Below are 23,452 nucleotides of genomic sequence, written 5' to 3' on the forward strand. Positions count from 1 at the left end.
GGCTCACTCGCGAGGAGCGCGATCATGTCCACCGAATTCGCCACGCAATTCAGTCATGTCCGTCCGCAAGACACGTCCTATGAGGATCAGGGCTTACGCGACTTTTTTCTCTACCGTGATTTAGGCATCGCGCAGGCGACCGGCGGCAAGGTGCTCGCGCAACTCGTCAAGGCGAACCACGCACCAGAGCAAGGCACCGGCTGGCACCGTCATGAGGCCGATTTCCACATTGTGATCATGCTGAAGGGCTGGGCGCGCTTCATGTATGGCGACAAGGAGACGCTCGTCGCCGCCGGCGATTGCGTGCATCAGGCGCCTGGCATCGTCCACTATCTGTTCGACTACTCGGAAGATATGGAGTACATCGAAATCGTCTCGCCGGCCGATTTCAAATCCATCGAAGTCGAAGGGCCGTGCGACGTGCCGACCGTGACGCCGTGGAAGAGCGTTGCGGCTTAGCGAACGTAGAAGGCGGCTGCACGCTTGAATAGCGGGTACTACGCAAGCAAGCAAGCGGACAGCCGCCGCGCGCGTCCGAACAGCAACTCATTGCGCCGCCGGCGGCCGTCTGCGTGGAGTTCGTGACGCTTGCGGCTTGATGGCCGCCGTCGGACTCGCACTTGACGTGGTGCTAGTTCCGTTCGCGGCGTTCGTCGTCGTCGCATCCACTTCCACATCGACCACCGCCGTTGCCGCCGGCGCTGCTGGAGTGACTTCTGCAGCCGTCGCGGCCGGCACCGGCTGGATCGTACCTGCGCGCGAACTCACCAGCACGGCGCGCGGTTCGTTGTCGTAGATCACGGCGCGCACGCGCGGGTAAATGTGCCGCTCCCAGCGGTGTCCATTGAACACGCCGTAGTGCCCGACGCCGGTCTGCACGTGATGCGTCTTCAAATACGGCCGCAACTTGTCGCACATGTCCTGCGCGGCGAGCGTCTGACCGACGGCGCAGATATCGTCCCTCTCGCCTTCGACGGTGAGCAACGCGGTGCGGCGAATCTTCGAGGGTTCGACGAGGCGCCCTTTCACTTCGAGCGCGTGCAACGGCAGTGCATGCCGCTGAAAAACCGTATCGACGGTTTCCAGATAAAAGTCGGCTGTGAGATCCATCGTCGCGAAGTATTCTTCATAGAACGTGCGGATCGTGTCGGCCTTTGCCGGATCGCCTTTGGCGCGCTCGTAATACATCGTCTCGAACGAGTCGAGATGCCGGTTGAGGTTCATCGCCATAAACGCGGTCAACTGCATGAAGCCCGGATACACGCGCCGGTGCGCGCCCGCAAAACCGAATGGCACCGCGCTGATCAGCTTCTGCTCAAACCACTCCAGCGGCTTGCTTTTGGCGAGTTCGTTGACGCGCGTCGGGTTGATACGCGTATCGAGCGGACCGGCCATCAGCGTCATGCTCGCCGGTTGCGCGGGATGATCGTCGGCGGCCATGAGCGCGACCGCGGCGAGCGCGGCGACCGTCGGCTGGCAAACGGCGAGCAGATGCGCGCCGGGTCCGATCGTTTCGGTGAAGTCGATCACGTGCTGCACGAATTCGTCGAAACCGAAGCGGCCCTGGCTTAGCGGCACGTCGCGCGGGTTGTGCCAGTCGGTGATGTAGACGTCGTGTTCGGCCAGCATCGTGCGCACGGTGCCGCGCAGCAACGTCGCGAAGTGGCCGGACATCGGCGCGATCACCAGCACGCGCGGTTGCGGCGCCGACGGCGGCGTTGCCTTGCGGAAATGCAGCAGCGAACAGAATGGCGTGTGCGCCGCGATTTCCTCGACGACCGCCACGGCTTTGCCTTCCGATATCACGCTGTCAATCTCGAACGGCGGCCGCACGGGCGTGAGTCCGGCCAGCGTCAACAACTCGCAGGCCGCGCGGATCGAACGTCCATGTGACGTCTCGCCGAACGCAGGCCATGCGTCGAGCGAATGATTCACCAGCGCCGCGCCGTGCCGCATTGGCAGCATCATGTCGGCGAAAGCCTGGTATGTGGGATATGCGAACAGGTTCATAACCTTCGCACGAATGCTGAAAAGGAAGGAGCCCAAATAAAGGCAAGTCATGTGCCATGCATGCATACGCACTCGCGCAGCCGTGCCGTCGCGTTGGCATAGCATTTGCGCCGGTCGGGAGAACGGGCCGAATTTGCCGCGCTTTGGTGCGCGTGCGCACGGCAACGTGCACGCATGGCGTCGGGCGCCGATCGAGCGCCTCATCTGGAGGAGAATCGTATGGCGAATACCACGCTCACCATCAGCAGCAAGAATTATTCGTCGTGGTCGCTGCGCGGCTGGCTGCTGACCAAGTTTAGCGGTTTGCCTTTTGAAGAGATCGTGATGCCGATCGACGACCCCGCGGCGCGCGCCGAACTCCTGCTGCTTTCGCCGTCGATCCTCGTGCCGTGCCTCGTTCATGACGGCATCAAGGTCTGGGACACGCTGGCGATCGCGGAATATCTGAATGAACTGAAACCGGGCGCGAAACTGCTGCCCGAAGATATTCGCGCCCGCGCGCATTGCCGCTCGATTTGCGGCGAAATGCACTCAGGGTTCGGCTCGCTGCGTTCGGCTCTGCCGATGAACCTCAAAGCGCACTTTCCAGGCTTCAAGGTGTGGGCGCGGGCTCAGTCGGATATCGACCGCATCGTGACGATCTGGGGCGATTGTCTGAAGCAGTACGGCGGCCCGTTTCTGTTCGGCGAGCGCACTGCGGCGGACGCGATGTACGCGCCTGTGGTGACGCGTTTCGTGACCTACGACGTCAAACTCGATCCGGAGATTGTCGAATACGGGCAGCGGATCATGGCACTGCCCGAGATGCAGGAGTGGATCGCCGACGCGCAACAGGAAGTGGAAGAGATCGACGAACTGGATGTGGAGTTCTGACGAAGCGAGGCATTTCCACTGTTGCAACGGCAGGCGGCGCGCGCTGCATCAGGCAGCACGGCGCCGTGACAACCCTGCCTCAATCGCGCCCGCTTTCCAGTTTGAACACGCTGACCACTTGCGCGAGACGCGCGGCCTGATCGCGCAACTCGGCTGCCGCGAGTTCAGCCTCGCCGACAATCGTCGCGTTCTGCTGCGTGGCTTCGCCGATTTGCGTGACGGCGAGATTCACCTGCTCGATGCCGCCCGATTGCTCGCGTGAGGCGACGCTGATTTCGCCCATGATCGCCCGCACCTGGCCGACCTGTTGAACGATGCCCTGCATTGTCGAGCTGGCTTCTTCGGCGATCTGGAAACCGCTTTGCACGGTTGCCGTGGACGTCGCGATCAGGCTCTCGATCTCCTTCACCGCAGCCGCGCTGCGTTGCGCCAGCGCGCGCACTTCCGAAGCCACCACCGCGAAGCCCTTGCCATGCTCGCCGGCACGCGCGGCTTCCACCGCTGCGTTCAGCGCGAGGATATTGGTCTGGAACGCGATGCCTTCGATCACAGTGGTGATCTCGGCGATCTTCTGCGACGAGCGGCTGATCTCGCCCATCGTCGACACCACGCGTTCGACCGCGCGGCCGCCTTCGAGCGCGGCATCGGCTGCGCGCGTGACGAGCGTGTTGGCTTGCGCGGCGTGATCGGCGTTCTGCTGCACGGTCGAGGTGATCTCTTCCATGCTGGCCGCCGTTTCTTCGAGGCTGCTCGCCTGCGTGGCGATCCGCGCAGCGATATTGCCGCTGCCGGTAGCGATCTTTTCGGTACCCTGCGACATATCCGTCGATGCATTGCGCACTTGCGAAACGATCCGCGCGAGACCTTCGCCGATGCCGTCGATCGACTGCATCAGGCGGCCGATTTCATCGGCGCGCGCGTTCGCGCCCTTCGCGACGCGCACGCTCAAATCGCCCGAGGCGAAACGTTCGGACGCCTTGGCGGCTTCGTCGAGCGGGCGGCTCACAAGGCGTCGCACGGCGAACAGGAACCCGGCCGCGAACACGCCGACCAGCACGAAGCCGAGCAGCAGGAATTCGTTGCGCGTGGTGATGACGTTGGCCATCACTTCGTCGCGCGGCGCGACGCCGCCCACGAGCCATTGCCATTCCGGCACGGTGACGAACGACACGAACTTGTCGTGCGAGCCGCGTTCGCCGAGGGTGGCATCGGCGGAGCTGTATTCGAGCTGGCCTTCCTTCATGTCGAGCATTTGCTGATACGGTGCGTTCGCGTTGTCGGCGCTCTGGCCGGCGGCGGCCGGATGCACGATGAGCTTGCCGCGATCCGCGCCGTTCGACGCGTTGACGACGAAGTAATAACCGCTATCGCCGATCTTCAGGTTGCGAATGCCGTCCTGCACCGACTGGATTTCCTTATCCACATTCACGCCGACGAACAGCGCGCCGATCACGCGGCCGCTTGCGTCCGTGATCGGCCGGTATTGCGTGATCAAACGTTTGCCAAAGAGCGCGGCAAGTCCCGTATAAGGCTTGTTGGCGAGCAGCAGCGCGTAGGCCGGCGCCTTGCGGTCGAGCAGCGTGCCGATCGCGCGCGAGCCGTCCTGCTTCTTCAGCGACGTGGTGACGCGCACGAAATCATCGCCGCTGCGCGCGAAGATCGTGGCCACCGCGCCGCTGCGTTCGAGAAACAGATCGGGGATCGAAAAATCCATGTTCAGGACTTTGTCGCCCGCCTTGATGGTCGGCGTGGCGACGCCGCCGATGTCGACCTTCTGGGTTTCGTCGAGCGTGTAGCCGGCGGGCAGGAAACTCGCGAACAGCGACATCGAGCGATCGACCTCGTTCGACAAGGCTTTGTCGAACAGCTTGATCATTGCGGCGATCGAGCGGTCCTTATCGGCGATGCGTTCGAGCACCTGATCGCTGATCTGCTGGCCGGCGGTGCGGGTGAGCGCCCACGTGAACGCGGCGAAAATCAACGCCACCAGCATGCACGAAAGAATGGCGAGCCGCGCGCCAACGCTGGCGCGGCGCAAAGAGAGAAATTCCATGGGCGTCTTTCGAGTAAAGGAGAACAGGCGCGCGCGAGCCATGCATAGGCATGCCCGGCATCGATGGCTTGTTTACGGCTGCGACGTCCGCTTTCTTTAGGGATTTGAAAGCACTTAGTAATTGGCCATGCTGTCGGCGGAGCGCTTCGATGCGCGGCTCACCGCAATAGCGCGTTGGTGGCGGCGCTGCAAATTGGCCCCGCCGTGTGCCGGGTATTTCTGTCTGCGTCCGCTCAGTGCGTCGAACGACTTGCGCGCTGCGTCAGGCGCACAGCCACAGAGCGCCGTGACAACGCCCGAAATCGGCGCGGCCGCCCGCATGGCATCGCTCTGCGCGTTCGCTCAGCTCGCCGAGAGATTCTGCGCGCCGCGCCAGGTGCGCAGCAGCAGAGCGTTGGTCACGACGCTCACGCTCGAAAACGCCATCGCCGCGCCGGCGAGCATCGGGTTCAACCAACCGAAAGCGGCCAGCGGAATTCCGATCAGGTTATAAACGAACGCCCAGAACAGGTTCTGCTGGATTTTGCGCCACGTCTTGCGCGAGATGTCGATGGCGTCGGCCACGAGCGCCGGATCGCCGCGCATCAGCGTAATGCCGGCCGCGTGCATGGCGACGTCGGTGCCCGTCGCCATCGCGATGCCGATGTCGGCGGCGGCGAGCGCGGGGGCGTCGTTGATGCCGTCGCCCGCCATCGCCACGATGCCGGCGCTGCGGATTTTCAGGTCGCGGATCACGCGGGCCTTGTCGTCGGGCAGAACCTCCGAGTGGAATTCGTCGATGCCGAGCGCCTTCGCCACGCTCGCCGCGCTGCCGCGATTGTCGCCGGTGAGCAGCACGCTCTGGATACCCATCTGCGCGAGCCTTTCGACGGCGGCGCGTGCGCTCGGTTTGACGGTGTCGCCGAAAGCAATCAGGGCGAGTGCCGCGGGCGCTTGCGGATCGCGCTGCATGAGCCAGGAAACCGTGTTGCCCGCGGCTTCGAGTTCGTGAGCACGAGCGGCGAGTTCCGGCGGCAGGTCGATGCCGAGTTCATTGAGCCAGCGCGTGCTGCCGAGCGCCAATGTGCGGCCGTCGACGTCCGCTTCGACGCCACGGCCTGCAACCGCGCGCGAGGCGCTCGCATGCTGCGACGGGATTTGTCCGGACGCCGCCGCGACGCCGGTGTCCGTTGCCAGCGCACCGCCGGCGCTCGCTGCCGCCGCACCGCGAGTTCTCCCTGCCACCACACCGCCGGCGTCAGCCGCCGTCGCATCGCCGTTGTTCGCCGCCGCGACTTCATGCGCCTTCAACACCGCGCGCGCCAACGGGTGATCGCTATGGCGCTGCACCGCCGCCGCAAGCGCCAGCGCCTTGTCGCGGCTGATGCCGCCGATCGGCTCGAACGCCGTCACCGACGGCTGGCCGAGCGTCAACGTGCCGGTTTTATCGAACGCGACGATCGTCACGCGATGCGCGGTTTCCAGCGCTTCGGCGTCCTTGATCAACACGCCGTGCCGCGCCGCGACGCCGGTGCCGGCCATGATCGCCGCCGGCGTGGCCAGGCCGAGCGCGCATGGGCACGCGATCACCAGCACGGCGACCGCGTTCAGAATCGCGGTTTCGCCGCCGGCGCCCGCGATCAACCAGCCCACCAGCGTGAGCGCGGCAATCGCCAGAATCGCCGGCACGAAGATCTCGCTGACGCGGTCGACGAGGCGCTGGATCGGCGCTTTCTCGGCCTGCGCGCTTTCCACAAGGCGGATGATCCGCGCGAGCGTGGTTTCCGCGCCGATCGCGGTGGTCGTCACGGCAATCGCGCCTTCGCCGTTGATCGAGCCGGCGGTGACCGCGTCGGCCACCTGCTTCGGCACCGGCAGGCTTTCGCCGGTGATCAGCGATTCGTCGATATGCGTGCGGCCTTCGAGCACCGCGCCGTCGACCGGCACGCGCTCCCCGGGGCGCACGAGCACCACCGTGCCGAGCCGCACTTGCGCGAGCGGCACGTCGCGTTCGTCGGCGCCGACGCGAATGCGCGCACGGTCCGGACGCAGCGCGTTGAGGGCGCGAATAGCGTCCGTGGTCTGGCGCTTGGCGCGAGCTTCGAGCCACTTGCCGAAACGCACCAGCGTGATCACGACCGCCGACGCCTCGAAATACAGATGATTCATGTCGCCCGGATGGGTCGCCAGTTCGTAGACACTGATGCCATACGCCGCCGACGTGCCGAGCGCCACCAGCAAGTCCATGTTGCCCGCGCCGGCCCGCACGGCGCGATAGGCCGCGCGATAGAAGCGCGCGCCGAATGCGAACTGCACAATCGAGGCGAGCGCGAGTTGCAGCCATGGCGAGAGCATCGCGTGCAGGCCGAACCATTCGCCGAGCATCGGCGCGACGAGCGGCAGCGTCAGAACCGCGGAGGCGAGCACCGCGGCCAGTTCGCGGCGGGTCTGGTCGCGCTTGCGGTCGGTGGGCGCAACGTGGTCGGCGTGGTCGGTCGCGGCCGATGCATCCGGCGGCACGATCAAGCTCGCTTCGTAGCCCGCTTTCTTGACGGCGGCGATCAGCGCGTCCGGCGCGGCGGCCGCGCCATCCAGACTGACGGTTGCGGTTTCGGTGGCCAGATTCACCGACGCGCCCAGCACGCCCGGCACTTTCGCCAGCGCTTTTTCGACGCGCATCGCGCACGAGGCGCAGGTCATGCCGCTTATCGCCAGTTGCGTGGATTGCTGCGCGTAGGCAACAGGCGGAGGCGTGTCCGTGGCGGCGGGCAGCGTGGCGTCGTAGCCCGCCTTGCGCACGGCGTTGGCGAGCGTCTCGGGATCGACGGCGGCGTCGCTTTCAATGCGCGCTCGCTCCGTGGCGAGATTCACCGATGCCCGCGCGACGCCCGGCACTTTGTTGAGCGCTTTCTCGACGCGCAGCGCGCACGAGGCGCAAGTCATTCCGCCAATGTCGAGTTCGGCGATCCGGGCGGAAGAGGCGGCAGCGTCCGCGGGGCGCTGCGAGTTGGCAAGTTCGGTCATGGTAGGCAAGGCTCGTGGCGGCATCGGCCGCATCATGAACCCAGTATTGACCTTCCCATGATGGGAAGGTCAAGGACGAATTGCGGGACGCGTTTCAAGGCGCGCGCACATCGCCGGAACGCTCGCTCAGAAGGCCGGCGGCGCGTCCAGCATGGCTTGGCCGACGGCCTTCTGTTCGTCGCTTACGCGCGCCAGCAGGGTTTCGGCCGCGCCGCGGCGGTCGTCCGCCGCCTTGTTCTGGCCGAGCTTCCACTTGCCGACCAGCCGTGTCACCTCGATCTCGATACCGACGATCGCGCCGAGCATCTGCGAGATGAAGTCAGCGGGCGCGTCACCCATTTTCCACGGCACCGGTTCGCCAGCTTCCATCTTGCGCGTCAGACGCGCCACCAGGCCGCGCACGAACGACTCGTCGTCGCGCACGGCGATGCGGCCGTGGGCATGCACCACCATATAGTTGTAAGTCGGCACCTGCCGATGCGCTTCGTGCTTGCTCGGATACCAGTTAGGCGAGATATAAGCGGCCGGACCCTGGAAGATCACGAGCGCTTCCGGATTCGCGGCGGCTTCCTGCCACACCGGGTTCGCGCGGGCGACGTGAGCGCGCAGGATGCCGTGCGTTTCACCGGCCGTGGACGGGACTTCGAACTCGAACGGCACATGGTTCGCATCGAGCCCGTTCGGCCCGTTGGTGATCAGCGCGCCGAATGGCTGCTCGGCGATCAGCCGATGGAGAACCTCCGGGCGGTTCTCTTCGAAATGGGCGGGCATGTACATGAAGCGCTCCGGATACGAGGGGGCGAAAGAGCAATGATGAAAAGCCGTCCGAGACGCAGGGTGCCGGGCGACGTGACAAAAAACGTCAACCGTACCGCAAAAAGGCGGCTTGCGCGCGAACCGGCGCTAATCCTGCCTTTGCGCTTGCCTGCCGGGCAAGGATACGATACAACCCGATGTTGTCGGCATCGCGAACCGCGGACTGTCTGCGTTGGGCTTTGGGAGGCCGCGCACACAGGGTTCGCTGCACGCCGGCGTCTCCCTTAGGACCACACGTTCCGCCACCTGAACGAATGATAAAAAATCGCCGAGCAACGTTTTCGATTCACTGGACCTGCGCATCGTTCGCGGGCCTCGCATTTCTGGCCGGTTGCGCGTCGACCCCCACCGCGACGCAAAAATCCACGGGCTGGATCAAGGACGAAGTGGCCGACTCGTACGTATTCGGCTATCCACTGGTGCTGATGGGCGTCGCGCGCGATGCGGCGGTCGGCACCAATCCAGGCCAGGCGCCCCTCAATACGCTGCGCCACGCCCAGGCATTGCCGCCGATCGGCGCGTCCAATCCAATGCAGCCGAGTCTCGATACGTTCGATTCGACCGGCTGGCTGGACGTCGGAAGCGAACCGGTGATCGTTTCGCTGCCCGATTCGCACGGCCGCTATGTCGACGCCCGCGTGCTCGACATGTGGACCAACGTGGTGTGGTCGACCAGTTCGCAGTTCGACACGCGCGCGGCCGGCATCAAGGCGCAGGCGATCGCCTTTGTCGGTCCGGGTTGGCAAGGGGATTTGCCCAAAGGTGTGAAGCGCGTCGACGTGCCGACTCGCAACGCGTGGGTGAGTGTGCGTATCCAGTCGAATGGCACGCGCGACCTGACGGCGGTCCGTAAGCTGCAGCGCGCCATTCGTGTCGCGCCGCTGAGTGTCTACGCGGGCGACAGCCGGTCCGCGTCGATCACGCCGCCGCGCAGCAATGCCGACGCCGCCGCCGCAGGCGCTGCCGGCACGCCGGCCGCGCAGGTCGCGGCGCTCGACGCGAGCGGCTTCTTCACGCGACTCGCGCAGGCCTTGCCCGACAATCCGCCGACTCCGGCGGATCCGCACGCGCTCAAGTTCCTCTCGGACCTCGGTGTGACGCCCGGCGAGCCGGTCAAGCTGCCGAAGGCGCCGGAAGCCATCGCGGCCGGCCTCGCCGACGGCCATGAACGCGTCGTCACGCCACCGTCCAATTTGCTGAGCGGCAACGGCTGGAACTGGTTCGGCGACGCCGTGGGCAACTACGGCCCCGACTACGCAATGCGCGCCTATGCCGCTTATGCGCAACCGGGCATCGGCACGAAAGACGACGAAGTTCGCGCGGTCGTTACGCAGGACAGCGACGGTCGTGCGCTCAACGGCGCAAACCGCTACGTGATCCACTTCGCGCCGAATCAGTTGCCGCCGGTGCGCGGCTTCTGGTCGATCACGGCCTACACGAAGGACGGCGCGCTCGGCGAAAGCGCGCCGGCGCGTCTCGCGGTCGGCGATCGCAATGGCGCACGCCGCAATCGCGACGGCTCGCTCGACGTGACGGTGTCGTCCACTCGGAGCCGGAGCGGCAACTGGCTGCCGGCGCCGCGTGCCGATCTGCAACTGGTGCTGCGTCTGTACGCACCCAAGCCGCAGGCCACCGACGGCAGTTGGCAACCGCCTGCCGTCGTGCGCCAATGATGCTTCCGTGTCCACGACGTGACAGCCGCGCTTCAGTAACGAGCGCTTGACGCATCGAACGTCGCAGGTCCGCCGCATCAGCTCGGCGGACCTGCGACGCTATTGCGCGGAGTATTGTGTAAGCCACGCCTTACATTTATATCCCACGAAAGATTCACGACTTATACTGCCGCTTGCGGGATTTTCGTTTTCGCGGCGGGCTTGCCGCCGCACTACCCAAGACCGAGCATGGCAAGCCTCAATAAAGCATCATTAGCCTCGTCCATGCAGACCATGCGCGATGTCGCGCAGTCACGCCGCACCCGGCGTGTCATCACCGGTCTGCTGATCTTCGTTGTACTGTTCGGTCTGCTGGGTTTCTTCGCGGCGCCGCCGCTGATCCGCCACATTGCCGAGCAACAGATCAGCAAACAACTCGACCGTCCCGCCACCATCGGGCGCATTGCGCTCAATCCGTACACGCTCAAGCTCGAAGCCGATCGTGTGCATATCGGCGAGCGCGGCGGCGAGGGCGACTTCGTGGATATCTCGCGGCTCATCGTGCAGCCGTCATGGAGTTCGCTGTTTCGCGCGGCGCCGATCATCGACGAAGTGCAGCTCGATTCGCCGCGCTTTCATATTGTTCGTTACGATGCGCAGCGCTTCAATTTCACCGACCTGATCGAGAAATTCTCGAAGCAGCCGGCCAAGCCGGATAGCAAACCCACGTTGTTCTCCGTGTCGAACATCAGGCTCGAAAATGGCCAGATCACGTTCGACGACAAACTACTTGGCGCGACGCATGTGATCGATCAATGGAAGCTCGGGATTCCGTTCATCGCCACGCTGCCGTCGAAAACCGATATCTTCGTCGAGCCTTTGCTGCGTGCGCGGATCGACGGCAGTCCGCTTGCCATCGATGGCAGGACCAAGCCGTTTGCCGCGTCGCGCGAGTCGGAAGTGTCGTTGCGTTTCGACGGGCTCGATGTGCCGCGTCTCATGTCGTACGTGCCGACCAAACTGCCGGTCATCGTGCAGTCCGGCAAACTGTCCACCGATCTCAAGCTCAACTTCGTGGTCTCCAACGACGCGCCTTCGCTGCGCGTGGCGGGCACCGTCGATATGAACGACGTGGACGTGCAGGATCAGAGCAAGGCGCCGTTCTTCGCGGCGCGCGCGCTGCATGTGGCGGCCGCCACGCTCGAGCCGTTGAAGAGCCTCTATCACTTCGACGAGATCCGTATCGACGCGCCGACCGCCAACCTTGCGCGCGATAAAGAAGGCGTGGTGAGCGTCGAGAAGATGTTCGCGTCTGCGTCTGCTCCCGCGTCTGAAGCCGCTACGGCGCGACCGGCGGCGAGTGCGCCGCTTGCCGCATCCGGTTCCAGTGCCGCGGAAAAGACAGCGCCGCCGCTGGATCTGTCGATCAAACGCTTCGTGCTCAATGACGGCACCGTGAACGTTCACGACAACGCCGCCTCGCGGCCCGTCGACGTCGGCCTGCAAAAACTGGCCGTGACGCTAACCGATTTTTCGACGCTCGCCACCGCGCCCGCGCACTACACGTTAAACACGGATTTCAAGGACGCCGGCGGCTCGCTCGGCGTGGCAGGCGCGTTCGGCCTCGTCGCGAAGACCGCGAGCGCGAAGATCGATGTGAAGTCGTTGAAGCTGCCGTTGCTGCAACCGTATATCGACACCGCAACCGTCGCGCAGATCACGGACGGCGCGCTGTCCGCCACCGCCAATGTCGGCGCGAACTGGTCGAAGTCGCCGATAGCCGTGATGGTCACTGATTCGCAACTGAATCTGCAGTCGCTGAAAGTCGCGGCGCGCGAAAGCAAGGACCCGCTGATCTCGCTCGCGCAAGGTAGCGTCAAGATCAGGCAGGTGGATGTGGCGGCGCGCAACGCCGAGATTGCCAGCGTCGACACGACCGGTCTCGCGGTCGATGCGCAGCGTCTGAAAGACGGCAAGATCAACCTCGCCGCGCTTGCCGGCCAGCACGAAGCCGCGCCGCAACGCACCGCGATTCACGCGGTCAAGAAGGCGCAGGCGGAAGGCCCCGCGTGGCACTACAAGATCGGCGAACTGACCTTGAAGGACGCCACTGCCAATTTCACCGACAACACCACGCCGCAGCCGGTGAAACTGAACATCACGCCGCTGCAACTGAAGGTGCAAAACGTCAGCGACGATCTGAGCCGTCCGTTGCCGATCGATCTGCAGGCCACGCTGAACAAGAAGGGCACGCTTGGCGTAAAGGGCGACGTTACGGCGACGCCGCTCAAGGTGGCCGTCAAGGTGAACGCCAACCGCCTCGACGCAGCGGCCTTCGAGCCGTACTTCGGCAGCAAGCTGAATGCGGTGATCGCGAGCGCGCTGCTCAATGCGAACGGCGACCTGACGCTGAATCAGGCAAAGTCGTTGAAAGCCAATTATCACGGCGACCTGGCGCTCGTCGAAGTCCGCATGCTCGACAAGGCGACCTCCGACCCGTTCGCGGGATGGGGCTCGCTGGCATTGTCCAACCTGAAAGCGGATTACGACGAGCATGGCACCGTGGTCGACGCGGGCCGCGTCACGTTCACCAAGTTCTATGGACGCGTGCTGCTCGATCCGCAGGGCAAGCTCAACCTGAAGGACGTCGTTGCGCATGAAAGCGGCGCGCCGCAATCGCTGACGCGCGACAAGAGCGGTGCGGACCCTGTGCCGTTGACGCCGCAACCAGCATCGGCGGTCGCGGCTGCGCCCGCGCCGGCTTCATCGGCGGCACCTGCCACGGTGACGGCGGCCACGCCGCCGTCAAGCCCGGTCAAACTGCACTTCGGTCAACTGGTCCTGCAACAGGGCCGCGTGACGTACACCGACAACTTCATCAAGCCGAATTTCACGGCGAACCTGGTCAACATTCAGGGCACGGTCGGCGCGTTCGGCACGCAATCCACCACGCCCGCGCCAGTCGACATCGCCGCGAAACTGGCGGCCAATGGCCCGCTGTCGATTCGCGGCACTGTCAATCCGCTGATTGCGAAGCCGGCGCTCGATCTGACGGCAGTCGCGCACGATATCGAACTGACCAATCTCACGCCGTATTCGGCGAAATATGCCGGTTATCCCATCACCAAGGGCAAGCTGAACGTCGATCTGCATTACAAGCTGGAGAACGATCAGCTGGACGCGAATAACCACATCTTCATCGACCAGCTCACGTTCGGCGATCACGTCGATAACGATACGGCAACCAAATTGCCGGTGCGTCTCGCGATCTCGCTGCTGAAGAACTCGCGCGGCGAAATCGACGTGAACCTGCCGGTGTCGGGCTCGCTGTCGAATCCCGAGTTCAGCATTGGCGGCCTGATCTGGCACGCCGTGCTTAATCTGCTACAGAAGGCGGTGACCGCGCCGTTCTCGTTGATCGCCAACGCGTTCGGCGGCAAGGGCGAGGAGTTGGGCTACGTCGAGTTCGAACCCGGCTCGGCGAAACTCACGGACGCCGACACCCAGAAACTCGACACGATCGTGAAGGCGCTGTCCGACAAACCGTCGATCCGTATGGACCTGATCGGCCGCGTCGACCCGGCTGTCGACGAACCCGCGTTGCGCACCGGCTATGTCGATCGCCTCGTCAAGCAGCAGAAGATCAAGGACGTGGTGGGCAACGGCGAGAGCGTCGATCTGTCGACCGTCACCGTCGACCCGAAGGACTACGACAAGTATCTGAGCAAGGCGTACAAGTCGGCGGACTTCAAGAAGCCGCGCAATTTTGTCGGCTTGACCAAGAGCCTGCCGGACGACGAGATGAAGAGCGCGCTCGCCGCCAACGCCCCGATCGACGACGCCAGCCTGCGCCGACTCGCGCAGCAAAGAGCGCAGAGCGTGCAGCAGTATCTGGACGGCAAGATCGACAGCAGCCGCGTGTTTATCGTCGCGCCGAAACTGAACGCCGAGGGCATCAACGACAAGGGTGCGACGACGCGGGTCGACTTCGGCTTGAAGTGAGCGCGCGCTCAGGCGGCGCGCGTCGGCGCCTTCAACGCGGTTTGCTCGATCACGCGCGCGAGCGTGTCGAACGCGGGGCCGATCTTGTCGTTCGGCACGCACGCATAGCCGAGCAGCAGCCCGCGACGCGCGGGCGTATCGCTGCTGTAGTAGCTCGCGAGCGGACGCACGATCACGCCGGCGTCGTAAGCGGCAGCGGTCACCGCGCGGTCGTTCGCGTGATCCGGCAAGCCGAGCACCAGATGCAGGCCGGCCTCGTCGCCCATCACCGGCAGCTCGCTGCCGAAGCGCGCGGTGATCGCGTCGATCAGAATCTGTCGCCGTTCACCGTATAGCGCGCGCATGCGCCGAACGTGCGACGTGAGATGCCCGTCCATGATGAAGTCGGTCATCACCGCCTGCTGCATCAACTGACCTTCGCGATACAACTCGGCCACGCCCGTGCGGAACGTGTCCACCAGATGCTCCGGCGCGATCATGTAGCCGATCCGCAAGCCCGGAAACAGCATCTTCCCCAGACTGCCGACGTAAATCACCTGGCCGGCTTCGTCGAGTCCTTGCAGCGACGCGAGCGGACGGCTGCCGTAGCGGAACTCGCTGTCGTAGTCATCCTCGATGATCCATACGTTGTGCTGGCGCGCGTATTCGAGCAACGTGCGGCGGCGCGCGAGGCTCATCACCATGCCGAGCGGATACTGGTGCGACGGCGTGACGAGCGCGAGCCGCGGCGGCTGTTGCAAGTCCTGTTCGCGCGGATTGAGGCCTTCGTCATCCACCGGCACCGGCACGAGGGTAATCCCCGATGACTGCAGCACGCTGCGTGCGCCCCAATAGCACGGTTCCTCAACCCACGCGCGGTCGCCGACATCGGTCAACAGGCGCACCGCCAGGTCGATCGACTGATGAATGCCCGTGGTGATGATGATCTGATCCGGCGTGCAATTCACCGAGCGCGCCACGCGCAGATAATCCGACAACGCTCGCCGCAACGGCCGGTAGCCGCCGCCGGGCGCGTAAGTCAGCAGATCGGGATTGGCTTCCTTCCACAAACGCGCCTGGAGGCGGCTCCATGTGCGCGCCGGAAATTCTGCGACGTCGGGCACGCCCGGCATGAACGCGCCCCACTGTTTGGCGGACACGCCGGCTTTGTCGATCAGGCGACGTCCGCGAGTCGACAGATCGCTGAGGTCGCGTTTCGGCGGCTTGGGAGTTTCCCTGGGTGTGCTGTCTTCCTTGTCGACGCTCGCCACTGCCGGCTTGCTGCGCATGTTCACGGCGGCCGTGTCCGGCCGCGTGTCGGCAACATAAGTGCCGCTGCCGGTGGTCGAGATCACATAGCCTTCGGCGGTCAGCTGGTCGTAGACGTGCAGCACCGTGTTGCGCGCAATGCCGAGGTCTTCGGCGAGCGTGCGCGAACTGGGCAGCTTGGTGCCAGGCGGCAACTGGCCGGTCAGGATCGCCTGCTGCATGAGCCGCAAGGTCTGCCGGTAGACCGGTTCGGCGGCCGCGCGGTCGAGCCGCGCGGCGAGCCAATCCGACAAGATCACGGTGTCCAAGTGGTTCTATCCGGAATAATGAAATGGTTCCATATTGTAGAACCGTAACGGTCTATAGTGAGCCACGCAATTGATGCAATCCCGCTGCTTTGCACGGGAGCCAGCCGGACCGCAGAGGAGACTTGGACGATGAAAACCGAAGACGTGATCGTCAGCTTTCGAGGTGTGCGCAAGACCTACGACGGCGAAACGCTGGTCGTCAAACAGCTCGATCTGGACATCTATCAGGGCGAATTTCTGACGCTGCTCGGACCGTCCGGTTCGGGCAAGACCACCTGTCTGATGATGCTGGCAGGCTTTGAATTTCCCACCGGCGGCGAAATCTGGCTGGATGGCACGCTGCTCAATACCGTGCCGCCGCATAAGCGCAACATCGGCATGGTGTTTCAGAACTACGCGCTGTTCCCGCATCTGACGGTGGAGCAGAACGTCGCGTATCCGCTGACTGTGCGCAAGATTTCGGCGGAAGAGCGCGCGCATCGCACCAACAACGCGCTGAAGATGGTGCGCATGGAGAGCTTCGCGAAGCGCTATCCGGCGCAGCTTTCTGGTGGCCAGCAGCAGCGTATCGCGCTTGCCCGCGCGCTGGTGTTCGAGCCGAAACTCGTGCTGATGGACGAGCCGCTCGGCGCGCTGGATAAACAGTTGCGCGAACACATGCAGTACGAACTTAAATCACTGCACGAGAAACTCGGCGTCACGTTCGTGTACGTCACGCACGATCAGGGCGAGGCGTTGACCATGTCCGATCGCGTTGCCGTGTTCGACAAAGGCATCGTGCAGCAGCTCGATACCGTGGATCGTCTGTATGAATCGCCATGCAATGAGTTCGTGGCGAACTTCATCGGCGACAGCAACAAGCTGCGCGGCACGATCGCGAACGTCGACGGCGAGTATTGCGAATTCCATCTGATCGACGGTACGCGCCTTACCGGTCGCAATATCGGCGGTGCGCGCGCGGGCACGCCGGCGGTCGCGTGCATCCGGCCCGAGCGCATGAAGCTCGCCAGCGGGGTTTCGCGGCAAGGCGCCAATGCGCTCGCCGGCGAAGCGCGCGGGCTGATCTATTTCGGCGACCACGTACGCATGCGTTGTGGTCTGCCGCAACAGGACGAGTGCTTCGTGAAGGTGCCGCTCGGCACCGGCGTGCTCGACACCTTCGCGCCCGGCGCACCGGTCGCACTCGAATTCGCACCCGAGCATTTACGGGTATTCGCAGGGGCGTGAACGCGTCGACTACGCAATGTGTTCGACGCAGGCTGAGCAGGTCAAGCAGCACATAACAAAGTCGCACTGAACGTATTGAAGCACACCACCAAAGGAGAGCAACACACCATGAGCAAGATCGGGAAATCGCGCTGCGCCATCGCTGTCGGTGCTGTGGCGCTCGCGCTGGGCGCCGCGCAAGTCAATGCAGCGGAATTGACGGTCGTCAATTTCGGCGGCGCGAATGGCGACGCGCAAAAGGTTGCATTCAACCAACCGTTCGAAAAAGAGACCGGCAATAAAGTCACCGCCGTCGAATACAACGGCGAGCAGGCCAAAGTGAAGGCGATGGTCGAAGCCAAGCATGTGAACTGGGATGTGGTGGAAGTCGAATCGGGCGATATCGGCCGTGGCTGTGATGAAGGGCTGTACGAGAAACTCGACTGGTCGAAGATCGGCAAGAAGACTGATCTGATTCCCGAAGCACCGCAAACGTGCGGCGTCGGCTTCTTCGTGTGGTCGACGGCGCTGGCGTACAACGCGGACAAACTGAAAACGGCGCCGGCCGGCTGGGCCGATTTCTGGGACGTCAAGAAATTCCCCGGCAAGCGGGCAATGCGCAAGGGCGCGCGCTACAACCTCGAATTCGCGTTGATGGCCGACGGCGTGCCGCCGAAGGACGTCTACAAGGTGCTCGCCACCAAGGAAGGTCAGGACCGCGCGTTCAAGAAGCTCGACGAACTGAAGCCGAACATCCAGTGGTGGGAAGCGGGCGCGCAGCCGCCGCAATTCCTCGTCGCAGGTGATGTGGTGATGTCCACCGCGTACAACGGCCGGATCGACGCCGCGCAGAAGGAAGGCAAGAACCTGAAGGTGGTCTGGAACGGCAGCATCTACGACCTCGACTATTGGGCGATTCCGAAGGGGACGCCGAACAAGGCGCTGGCCGAGAAGTACATCGCCTATTCGCTCGCGTCGAAGCCGCAGCAGGACTATGCGCACCATATCGCGTACGGTCCGGTGAATGTCGCGGCAATCAAGGCGCTCGATCCGAAGACGCTTGCGAATCTGCCGAACTCGCCGGCTAACGGGAAGAACGCAGTGCTGCAGAACCTGGCGTTCTGGACGGATCATGGCGACGAACTGGAACAGCGGTTTTCGTCGTGGGCGTCGAAGTAATTAGTCTTGCGTGAGAAGGCGCGGCTGGGTGAATGGTCGCGCCTTCGAGATGTGCAATGACGCGCGCGCATTTTTTATGGATGTGCGTGCGGTTCCAATGTAGAGCTGGAGAGACAGGTGTGACTACGATGACAATCGCTGCTGATTCCACGCCTGAATCGAGTGGCCGACTCAAACGCGAACTCAAAGCGGCGGAGGCCAGGAAGCGTGCGATGGCGCTGTTGTTGATCGCGCCGCTCGCGATTTTTCTACTGCTCATTTTTGTCGTGCCGATCGGCGCGCTGCTCACGCGCGCCGCGCAAAATCCCGAGGTCGTCAACGCGCTGCCGCATACACTGGCCTCACTGAGCGCATGGGATCGCAAGACACCGCCGCCCGACACCGCGTATGCCGCGCTGGCGGTCGATCTAGCCGCGATCGCCGACAGCGACGGCATGGGAGCGCTCGCGCGACGCCTGAACGTGGAGATTCCTGGTTACCGTTCGCTGGTCGCCAAGTCCGCACACGCCATGCCGTTCGTCGACGACAACAACAAGGCTTTGCAGCTGACGCCGGCCCAGATGCATGCGAAATTCGTCGAACTGGACGAGCGCTGGAACGACGTTGCGTACTGGCAAGCCATCGCAAAAAATTCCGGCGCGTATTCGCCGTTCTATCTGCTGGCATCGCTGGACCACAAGCAGGACGCGTTCGGCCACATCATTCCGACCGATCCTGATCAACAGATCTATCTCGCCGTGTTCAGCCGCACCTTTGTGATCGGCGCGGCGGTGACGCTCTTCGCGTTGTTGCTCGGCTATCCGCTCGCTTACTGGATTTCGATGCTGTCCGAGCGCCGCGCAAATCTGGTGATGATTCTCGTGCTGATTCCGTTCTGGACCTCGATCCTCGTGCGCGTCGCCGCATGGATCGTGATTCTGCAAAGCGAAGGGCTCGTGAACAAGGCGCTGATCGGCAGCGGGCTGCTGCATGACCCGCTGGCGTTACTGTTCAACCGCACCGGCGTCTACATTTCGATGACGCACATTCTGCTGCCGTTCATGATCCTGCCGCTCTATAGCGTGATGAAGTCGATCCCGCCCACCTATCAGCGCGCCGCGATCTCTCTCGGCAGTCATCCGTTCGCCGCGTTCTGGCGTGTCTATGTGCCGCAGACTTATCCGGGCATCGGCGCGGGCGCCTTGCTGGTGTTCATTCTGGCGATCGGCTACTACATCACGCCGGCCTTGCTCGGCGGACCGAACGATCAGATGGTCAGCTACTACGTCGCGTACTTCACGAACGTGACGATCAACTGGGGCATGGCGTGCGCCCTCGGCGGTCTGCTGCTCGCCGCGACGCTCGTGCTGTACGTCATTTACGGACGCTTCACGCGCTCGTCACTGAGCCTCGGCTGAACGGAGTCTATTGCGATGAAACTTGCCAAGCCTTTGTTCGCGCCGCATACGTCTTTGGTCGAACGCGTGTGGTATTTCGCGTTGCGTGCGCTGGCCGTGCTCACGCTGCTCTATCTCATCCTGCCGGTGCTGGCGATCGTGCCGCTGTCGTTTTCGTCGAGCACGTTTCTGGTGTATCCGATTCCGGGCTGGTCGTTGCGCTGGTATCAGAATCTGATCGCATCCGATGAATGGCGCATGGCCGCTAAGAACAGCTTTATCGTCGCGCCGTCGGCGACGGTGGTTGCAACCGTGCTCGGCACGTTGGCGGCAATCGGACTGACCAAGGCGAACTTCCGCGGCAAGGGTCTGCTCATGGCGATCCTGATTTCGCCGATGATCGTGCCGGTGGTGGTAGTGGGTGTCGGCATGTATCTGTTCTTCGCGCCGCTCGGGTTGGCCAACACCTACATCGGCCTGATTCTCGCGCATGCGTCGCTCGGCGTGCCCTTTGTCGTGACGACCGTGGCCGCGACGTTGCAGGGGTTCAACTACAACCTCGTGCGGGCAAGTCTGTCGCTAGGCGCGAATCCGGTGAAGACGTTCTTCCGCATCACCTTGCCGGTGATCGCGCCGGGCGTGATCTCAGGCGCGCTGTTCGCGTTCGCGACTTCATTCGACGAAGTCGTCGTCACCTTATTCCTGGCGGGCGCGGATCAGACAACGTTGCCCCGACAGATGTTTACCGGCATCCGTGAAAATATCAGCCCGACCATCGCCGCGCTGGCAACAATTCTGATTGTTTTTTCCACTAGCCTGTTACTGGCGCTCGAATGGCTGCGTGGGAGAAATGCAGCGCGAGCAGTCAAGGCTTGAGTATCGACGCGAGCGGGCGACCGCTTTTCATCCGAAACGCATAATAGCCAATCACCTTTTGACAATAATCTAAGACTGCTCCCATTCCCTACGCATCGGCGGCTCTGCATACTCGTAGCCCTCAATAAGAAGATGCGCTCGACGCGGGGAATTAATGAAACACCACCTCACGGTGCTTGTTTGCGCGCTGGTTTTGACGGCTTGCGCCAACCACGCCGCGCGAGACCGGCTGGGCATTGAAGACGCCACCTTGTTGCATAGCGGTTTCGACGTCACACAGGACGAAGCCGCGGGCGCAGCCAACTCACAATGGATCAGCACTTATGCGCCGGCGGTAAGCAGCAGCACGGCGCTCGCGCGCCTGCAGGCGCGGCTCGACCATTTGCCCGGCGATCAGAACGGCTACTTTCACGCCAAGGCACAATGCTGGATCAATGCCGCTCAACAGGCGCGGCAATCCAACGACCACTGGGGCTTCGTCGAAGAAGCGATCGGCCAGGCGGCCATGATTACCATGAGCCTGGAGAGCGGTGCGCCGTTATCCGCTATCAATCCGGCGCTGCGCACGGTGTCCACGGTGCGCCCCGATCTGTGGAAGATCGTCAATACCATTAAATCAGATCCTACTGTTGCCCAATGTCCGCAGGCTCAGCCGCCGCTCGCTTGTGCCGAAGTGGAACTGATGCAGGCCGGCCATGACGCGTGGCGACGCAGTTTCTCCGACGCCGAGCAGCGCTTGCCGGATGTGCAGAACAAGTTGCGTCAGTCGGCGGAAACCGCGCTTCAATGCAAGCAGAAGATGCAAATGCCGGTATCCGCGCCGGTGCCGGGCCGTGCGCCTGTGACCATCTCGGCTGCGAATTCGTCGCGAAAGATCATGCTCAAAGCCGATTCCCTTTTCCGCTTCAACGGCGGTGACGATGCCGCGATATTGCCCGCCGGCAAACGACAGTTGAACGACGTGGCAATTCGACTGAAGAAGATGCACTCGCTGCGTGAACTGCAGATCACCGGCTACGCTGACCGCCTTGGCGACAAGTCATACAACTTGCGTTTATCGACGCAGCGAGCGCGGACCGTCGAACGATATCTGCAGTCGCTAGGAGTGAGATTGCCGACGACCGCACAGGGCAGAGGCAGCGCGAATCCGCTGGTGACCTGCCGGCAAACGCAGCGAGATGTGTTGCTGCGATGCCTCGCGCCGAATCGACGCATCGAGATCGAACTTGTCGCGGCGGCCTCGTAGTGATTTTGGATCGAGAGCTAGCAACCGTACCGCGCACATCGATGCGTCTTCGAGTTTGAGACAGGCAGCGACCAACGTCGCAAAGCCTGTGTATTCAGAAGGATTAAGAAAAAATGTCAACTATTCTAATTATTGACGACCATCCTGCGTTCCGCATGATCATCAAAATGCAGCTCGTGCAATTGCTTGGCGTTGAAAATGTGCTTGAGGCCGATAATGGCCAGACCGCTGTCGAGATGGTTTTTTGACTTTGCCCGCTTCGGGGAGAAACGTTACGCTCGCAGGAGCACTTCGCGACATCGCCCGGAAGAGCAGTGTTGTCGTTTGGGTCGGGTGAGAAATTTTGTCGATTGGGGCAAGCCAGCGAAGCTGCCGCGTCAGCGTTCGAGTGTGTGCAACTCTGGAACCGCCCATCGGGCGGGCTGTCCACGCCCTTGTGGTGTGGGCAGTAGAGTTGCACACGCGGGGAAGTGGCATGGCCTTGTTAAACCAACAATGAGAGGAGCCTGGGGAGGGAAAAGTGGGCTAAGTTAGACGCAGAAACGTGCGTCTAAAAAAATCATCTATAGGTAGGATGACTCCAGCTCCCATTCCACCGGTCCAGTCCGACCTTGATGCCGATGAGCTGGCCGACATCCTCGGCCTCTCCCTGCGCACAATCATTCTGCGAGCAAAACGCCGCCCTTGGCTGCTGCCACCCCGCGTTGAGCTGTACGACCGCGAGTTGCTTCGTTGGCGGCAAGATGCCGTGCAAGAATGGTTTTCGTCTCAAATCTCTTCCTGCTCTGGAAGCGATACTCCATCTGGTCGCCTTAGGCCTCACGGTTGAATCGATTGACCGCGGTTCGAAGCGTTCTAGAAGGCCTTTATAGCGGGGCGTCTTTCAAGTAAAAGCGTCGCTGGCGGGCTTTTGCGCTCCGAGAGCAAGTCCGTCAACTCGACGGCGAGCGCGATGGCGATTGCGACCATAGTATCCAGCGTCGGGTCGGTAGCCTGTCGTTCGAGCTGGCTTACGTACGTCCGATGAAATCCCGCGCGCTCGCTGAGCGCTTCTTGCGAAAGGTCGTACTCGGCCCTGAACCCCTTGAGGTTTTCCGGTAGATGCTTCCCAGCAGCCTGCTGTGCTATGTTCGAACTTGTCCATGTCGGACGAAGCATCGCCGATTACAGCTCTACTTCCCAACGCAAAGAAGCCCCTTAACAGGGCTTTTTTTGGTCTGGGCTGGGCGTGCCGTTGCAGTGTCGATTTCGAATTTACTTATGCCCTTCTGCAAGCCAATGCAGTCGGCGCGCTGGTTCGAGTGTATTCAACTTTGGAACCGCCGTTAGGCGGCTGTCCACACCCTTGTGGTGTGGGCAACAGAGTTGTGCAGACGGGGGAATATCAATGGTTTTTGTGTTCCGACTCTGAGGTTGACAATGCTATGAGTCCGAAGGGGCGTAGTTTAAAAGCTCTCGGCCGCTCAATCTCAGATGCCGGTTGCTGATGGATACCTCGACCGAATTAGGGACTGCCACCCGAACAGTCGCGACCGCGCTGTTGGCTCTTCGTTGAAGGCGAACTGACGAGGTCTACTCCGGAAGAGAATGAGAACGGAACATGA

Annotated in this window: 15 protein-coding genes and 1 pseudogene; 10 read left to right on the forward strand and 6 right to left on the reverse strand. The window is 62.9% G+C overall.

What is annotated here, in order from left to right:
• The first annotated feature begins 24 nt into the window (after nt 1–24).
• On the forward strand, nt 25–459 hold the full coding sequence (locus B0G73_RS14175; protein WP_106281694.1) for a cupin domain-containing protein: 435 nt from the start codon (nt 25–27) through the stop codon (nt 457–459).
• An 87-nt stretch (nt 460–546) separates the two neighbouring features.
• Here B0G73_RS14175 and B0G73_RS14180 read toward each other — a convergent pair whose 3' ends face one another.
• The gene (locus tag B0G73_RS14180; RefSeq protein ID WP_106281886.1) at nt 547–2,010 is read right to left on the reverse strand and encodes a polyhydroxyalkanoate depolymerase; all 1,464 of its coding nucleotides are present in this window, start codon (nt 2,008–2,010) and stop codon (nt 547–549) included.
• A gap of 219 nt (nt 2,011–2,229) precedes the next feature.
• Here B0G73_RS14180 and B0G73_RS14185 point away from each other — a divergent pair, with 219 nt between their 5' ends.
• Nucleotides 2,230–2,883, forward strand: coding sequence for a glutathione S-transferase family protein (locus tag B0G73_RS14185; protein WP_106281696.1), 654 nt, complete (start codon nt 2,230–2,232; stop codon nt 2,881–2,883).
• A 79-nt stretch (nt 2,884–2,962) separates the two neighbouring features.
• Here the strand turns inward: B0G73_RS14185 and B0G73_RS14190 are convergent, their stop codons facing one another.
• The 3 genes from B0G73_RS14190 to B0G73_RS14205 all read right to left on the reverse strand — a co-directional run bounded on the left by B0G73_RS14190 (nt 2,963) and on the right by B0G73_RS14205 (nt 8,716).
• Entirely contained in the window at nt 2,963–4,936 is a 1,974-nt protein-coding gene (locus B0G73_RS14190) for a methyl-accepting chemotaxis protein (protein WP_106281698.1), read from the reverse strand.
• 342 nt (nt 4,937–5,278) lie between these two features.
• On the reverse strand, nt 5,279–7,939 hold the full coding sequence (locus B0G73_RS14200) for a heavy metal translocating P-type ATPase (RefSeq protein ID WP_106281702.1): 2,661 nt from the start codon (nt 7,937–7,939) through the stop codon (nt 5,279–5,281).
• 126 nt (nt 7,940–8,065) lie between these two features.
• A complete protein-coding gene (locus tag B0G73_RS14205) occupies nt 8,066–8,716 on the reverse strand; it encodes an FMN-binding negative transcriptional regulator (protein ID WP_106281704.1) in 651 nt (216 codons plus the stop codon).
• Between the two features lie 293 nt (nt 8,717–9,009).
• On the opposite strand from B0G73_RS14205, the gene B0G73_RS14210 reads away from it, so the two are divergent.
• On the forward strand, nt 9,010–10,428 hold the full coding sequence (locus tag B0G73_RS14210; protein ID WP_106281706.1) for a DUF1254 domain-containing protein: 1,419 nt from the start codon (nt 9,010–9,012) through the stop codon (nt 10,426–10,428).
• Between the two features lie 228 nt (nt 10,429–10,656).
• Nucleotides 10,657–14,409 carry a DUF748 domain-containing protein gene (locus B0G73_RS14215; protein ID WP_106281708.1) on the forward strand — a complete coding sequence of 1,251 codons (3,753 nt, stop codon included), beginning with the start codon at nt 10,657–10,659 and terminating at the stop codon, nt 14,407–14,409.
• 8 nt (nt 14,410–14,417) lie between these two features.
• On the opposite strand, the gene B0G73_RS14220 is transcribed toward B0G73_RS14215, so the two are convergent.
• A complete protein-coding gene (locus B0G73_RS14220) occupies nt 14,418–15,965 on the reverse strand; it encodes a PLP-dependent aminotransferase family protein (RefSeq protein ID WP_106281710.1) in 1,548 nt (515 codons plus the stop codon).
• A 129-nt stretch (nt 15,966–16,094) separates the two neighbouring features.
• On the opposite strand from B0G73_RS14220, the gene B0G73_RS14225 reads away from it, so the two are divergent.
• The 6 genes and pseudogenes from B0G73_RS14225 to B0G73_RS14250 form a co-directional block, all read left to right on the forward strand.
• Complete coding sequence (locus tag B0G73_RS14225) at nt 16,095–17,192, forward strand: ABC transporter ATP-binding protein (protein ID WP_106281712.1); 1,098 nt, start codon at nt 16,095–16,097, stop codon at nt 17,190–17,192.
• Between the two features lie 108 nt (nt 17,193–17,300).
• Entirely contained in the window at nt 17,301–18,350 is a 1,050-nt protein-coding gene (locus B0G73_RS14230) for an ABC transporter substrate-binding protein (protein WP_106281714.1), read from the forward strand.
• 128 nt (nt 18,351–18,478) lie between these two features.
• A complete protein-coding gene (locus B0G73_RS14235) occupies nt 18,479–19,747 on the forward strand; it encodes an ABC transporter permease (protein ID WP_181196554.1) in 1,269 nt (422 codons plus the stop codon).
• Nucleotides 19,748–19,762: 15 nt separating this feature from the next.
• Nucleotides 19,763–20,602 carry an ABC transporter permease gene (locus B0G73_RS14240; protein WP_106281718.1) on the forward strand — a complete coding sequence of 280 codons (840 nt, stop codon included), beginning with the start codon at nt 19,763–19,765 and terminating at the stop codon, nt 20,600–20,602.
• Between the two features lie 154 nt (nt 20,603–20,756).
• Nucleotides 20,757–21,848, forward strand: a complete 1,092-nt coding sequence (locus B0G73_RS14245; protein WP_106281720.1) for an OmpA family protein — start codon at nt 20,757–20,759, stop codon at nt 21,846–21,848.
• A 113-nt stretch (nt 21,849–21,961) separates the two neighbouring features.
• Nucleotides 21,962–22,087 (forward strand): annotated as a pseudogene (locus B0G73_RS14250) (response regulator transcription factor); the annotation flags it as partial.
• Between the two features lie 616 nt (nt 22,088–22,703).
• Here B0G73_RS14250 and B0G73_RS14260 read toward each other — a convergent pair.
• A complete protein-coding gene (locus B0G73_RS14260) occupies nt 22,704–23,006 on the reverse strand; it encodes a helix-turn-helix domain-containing protein (protein ID WP_106281724.1) in 303 nt (100 codons plus the stop codon).
• Between the last annotated feature and the right edge of the window lie 446 nt (nt 23,007–23,452).

This window comes from Paraburkholderia sp. BL25I1N1, assembly GCF_003002025.1.
Classification (GTDB): Bacteria; Pseudomonadota; Gammaproteobacteria; order Burkholderiales; family Burkholderiaceae; genus Paraburkholderia.

Bases quoted from the DNA above. Each gene is read 5' to 3' on its own strand.
- B0G73_RS14175 (WP_106281694.1), top strand. From the start codon at position 25: ATGTCCACCGAATTCGCCACGCAATTCAGTCATGTCCGTCCGCAAGAC.
- B0G73_RS14180 (WP_106281886.1), bottom strand. From the start codon at position 2,010: ATGAACCTGTTCGCATATCCCACATACCAGGCTTTCGCCGACATGATG.
- B0G73_RS14185 (WP_106281696.1), top strand. From the start codon at position 2,230: ATGGCGAATACCACGCTCACCATCAGCAGCAAGAATTATTCGTCGTGG.
- B0G73_RS14190 (WP_106281698.1), bottom strand. From the start codon at position 4,936: ATGGAATTTCTCTCTTTGCGCCGCGCCAGCGTTGGCGCGCGGCTCGCC.
- B0G73_RS14200 (WP_106281702.1), bottom strand. From the start codon at position 7,939: ATGACCGAACTTGCCAACTCGCAGCGCCCCGCGGACGCTGCCGCCTCT.
- B0G73_RS14205 (WP_106281704.1), bottom strand. From the start codon at position 8,716: ATGTACATGCCCGCCCATTTCGAAGAGAACCGCCCGGAGGTTCTCCAT.
- B0G73_RS14210 (WP_106281706.1), top strand. From the start codon at position 9,010: ATGATAAAAAATCGCCGAGCAACGTTTTCGATTCACTGGACCTGCGCA.
- B0G73_RS14215 (WP_106281708.1), top strand. From the start codon at position 10,657: ATGGCAAGCCTCAATAAAGCATCATTAGCCTCGTCCATGCAGACCATG.
- B0G73_RS14225 (WP_106281712.1), top strand. From the start codon at position 16,095: ATGAAAACCGAAGACGTGATCGTCAGCTTTCGAGGTGTGCGCAAGACC.
- B0G73_RS14230 (WP_106281714.1), top strand. From the start codon at position 17,301: ATGAGCAAGATCGGGAAATCGCGCTGCGCCATCGCTGTCGGTGCTGTG.
- B0G73_RS14235 (WP_181196554.1), top strand. From the start codon at position 18,479: ATGACAATCGCTGCTGATTCCACGCCTGAATCGAGTGGCCGACTCAAA.
- B0G73_RS14240 (WP_106281718.1), top strand. From the start codon at position 19,763: ATGAAACTTGCCAAGCCTTTGTTCGCGCCGCATACGTCTTTGGTCGAA.
- B0G73_RS14245 (WP_106281720.1), top strand. From the start codon at position 20,757: ATGAAACACCACCTCACGGTGCTTGTTTGCGCGCTGGTTTTGACGGCT.
- B0G73_RS14260 (WP_106281724.1), bottom strand. From the start codon at position 23,006: ATGCTTCGTCCGACATGGACAAGTTCGAACATAGCACAGCAGGCTGCT.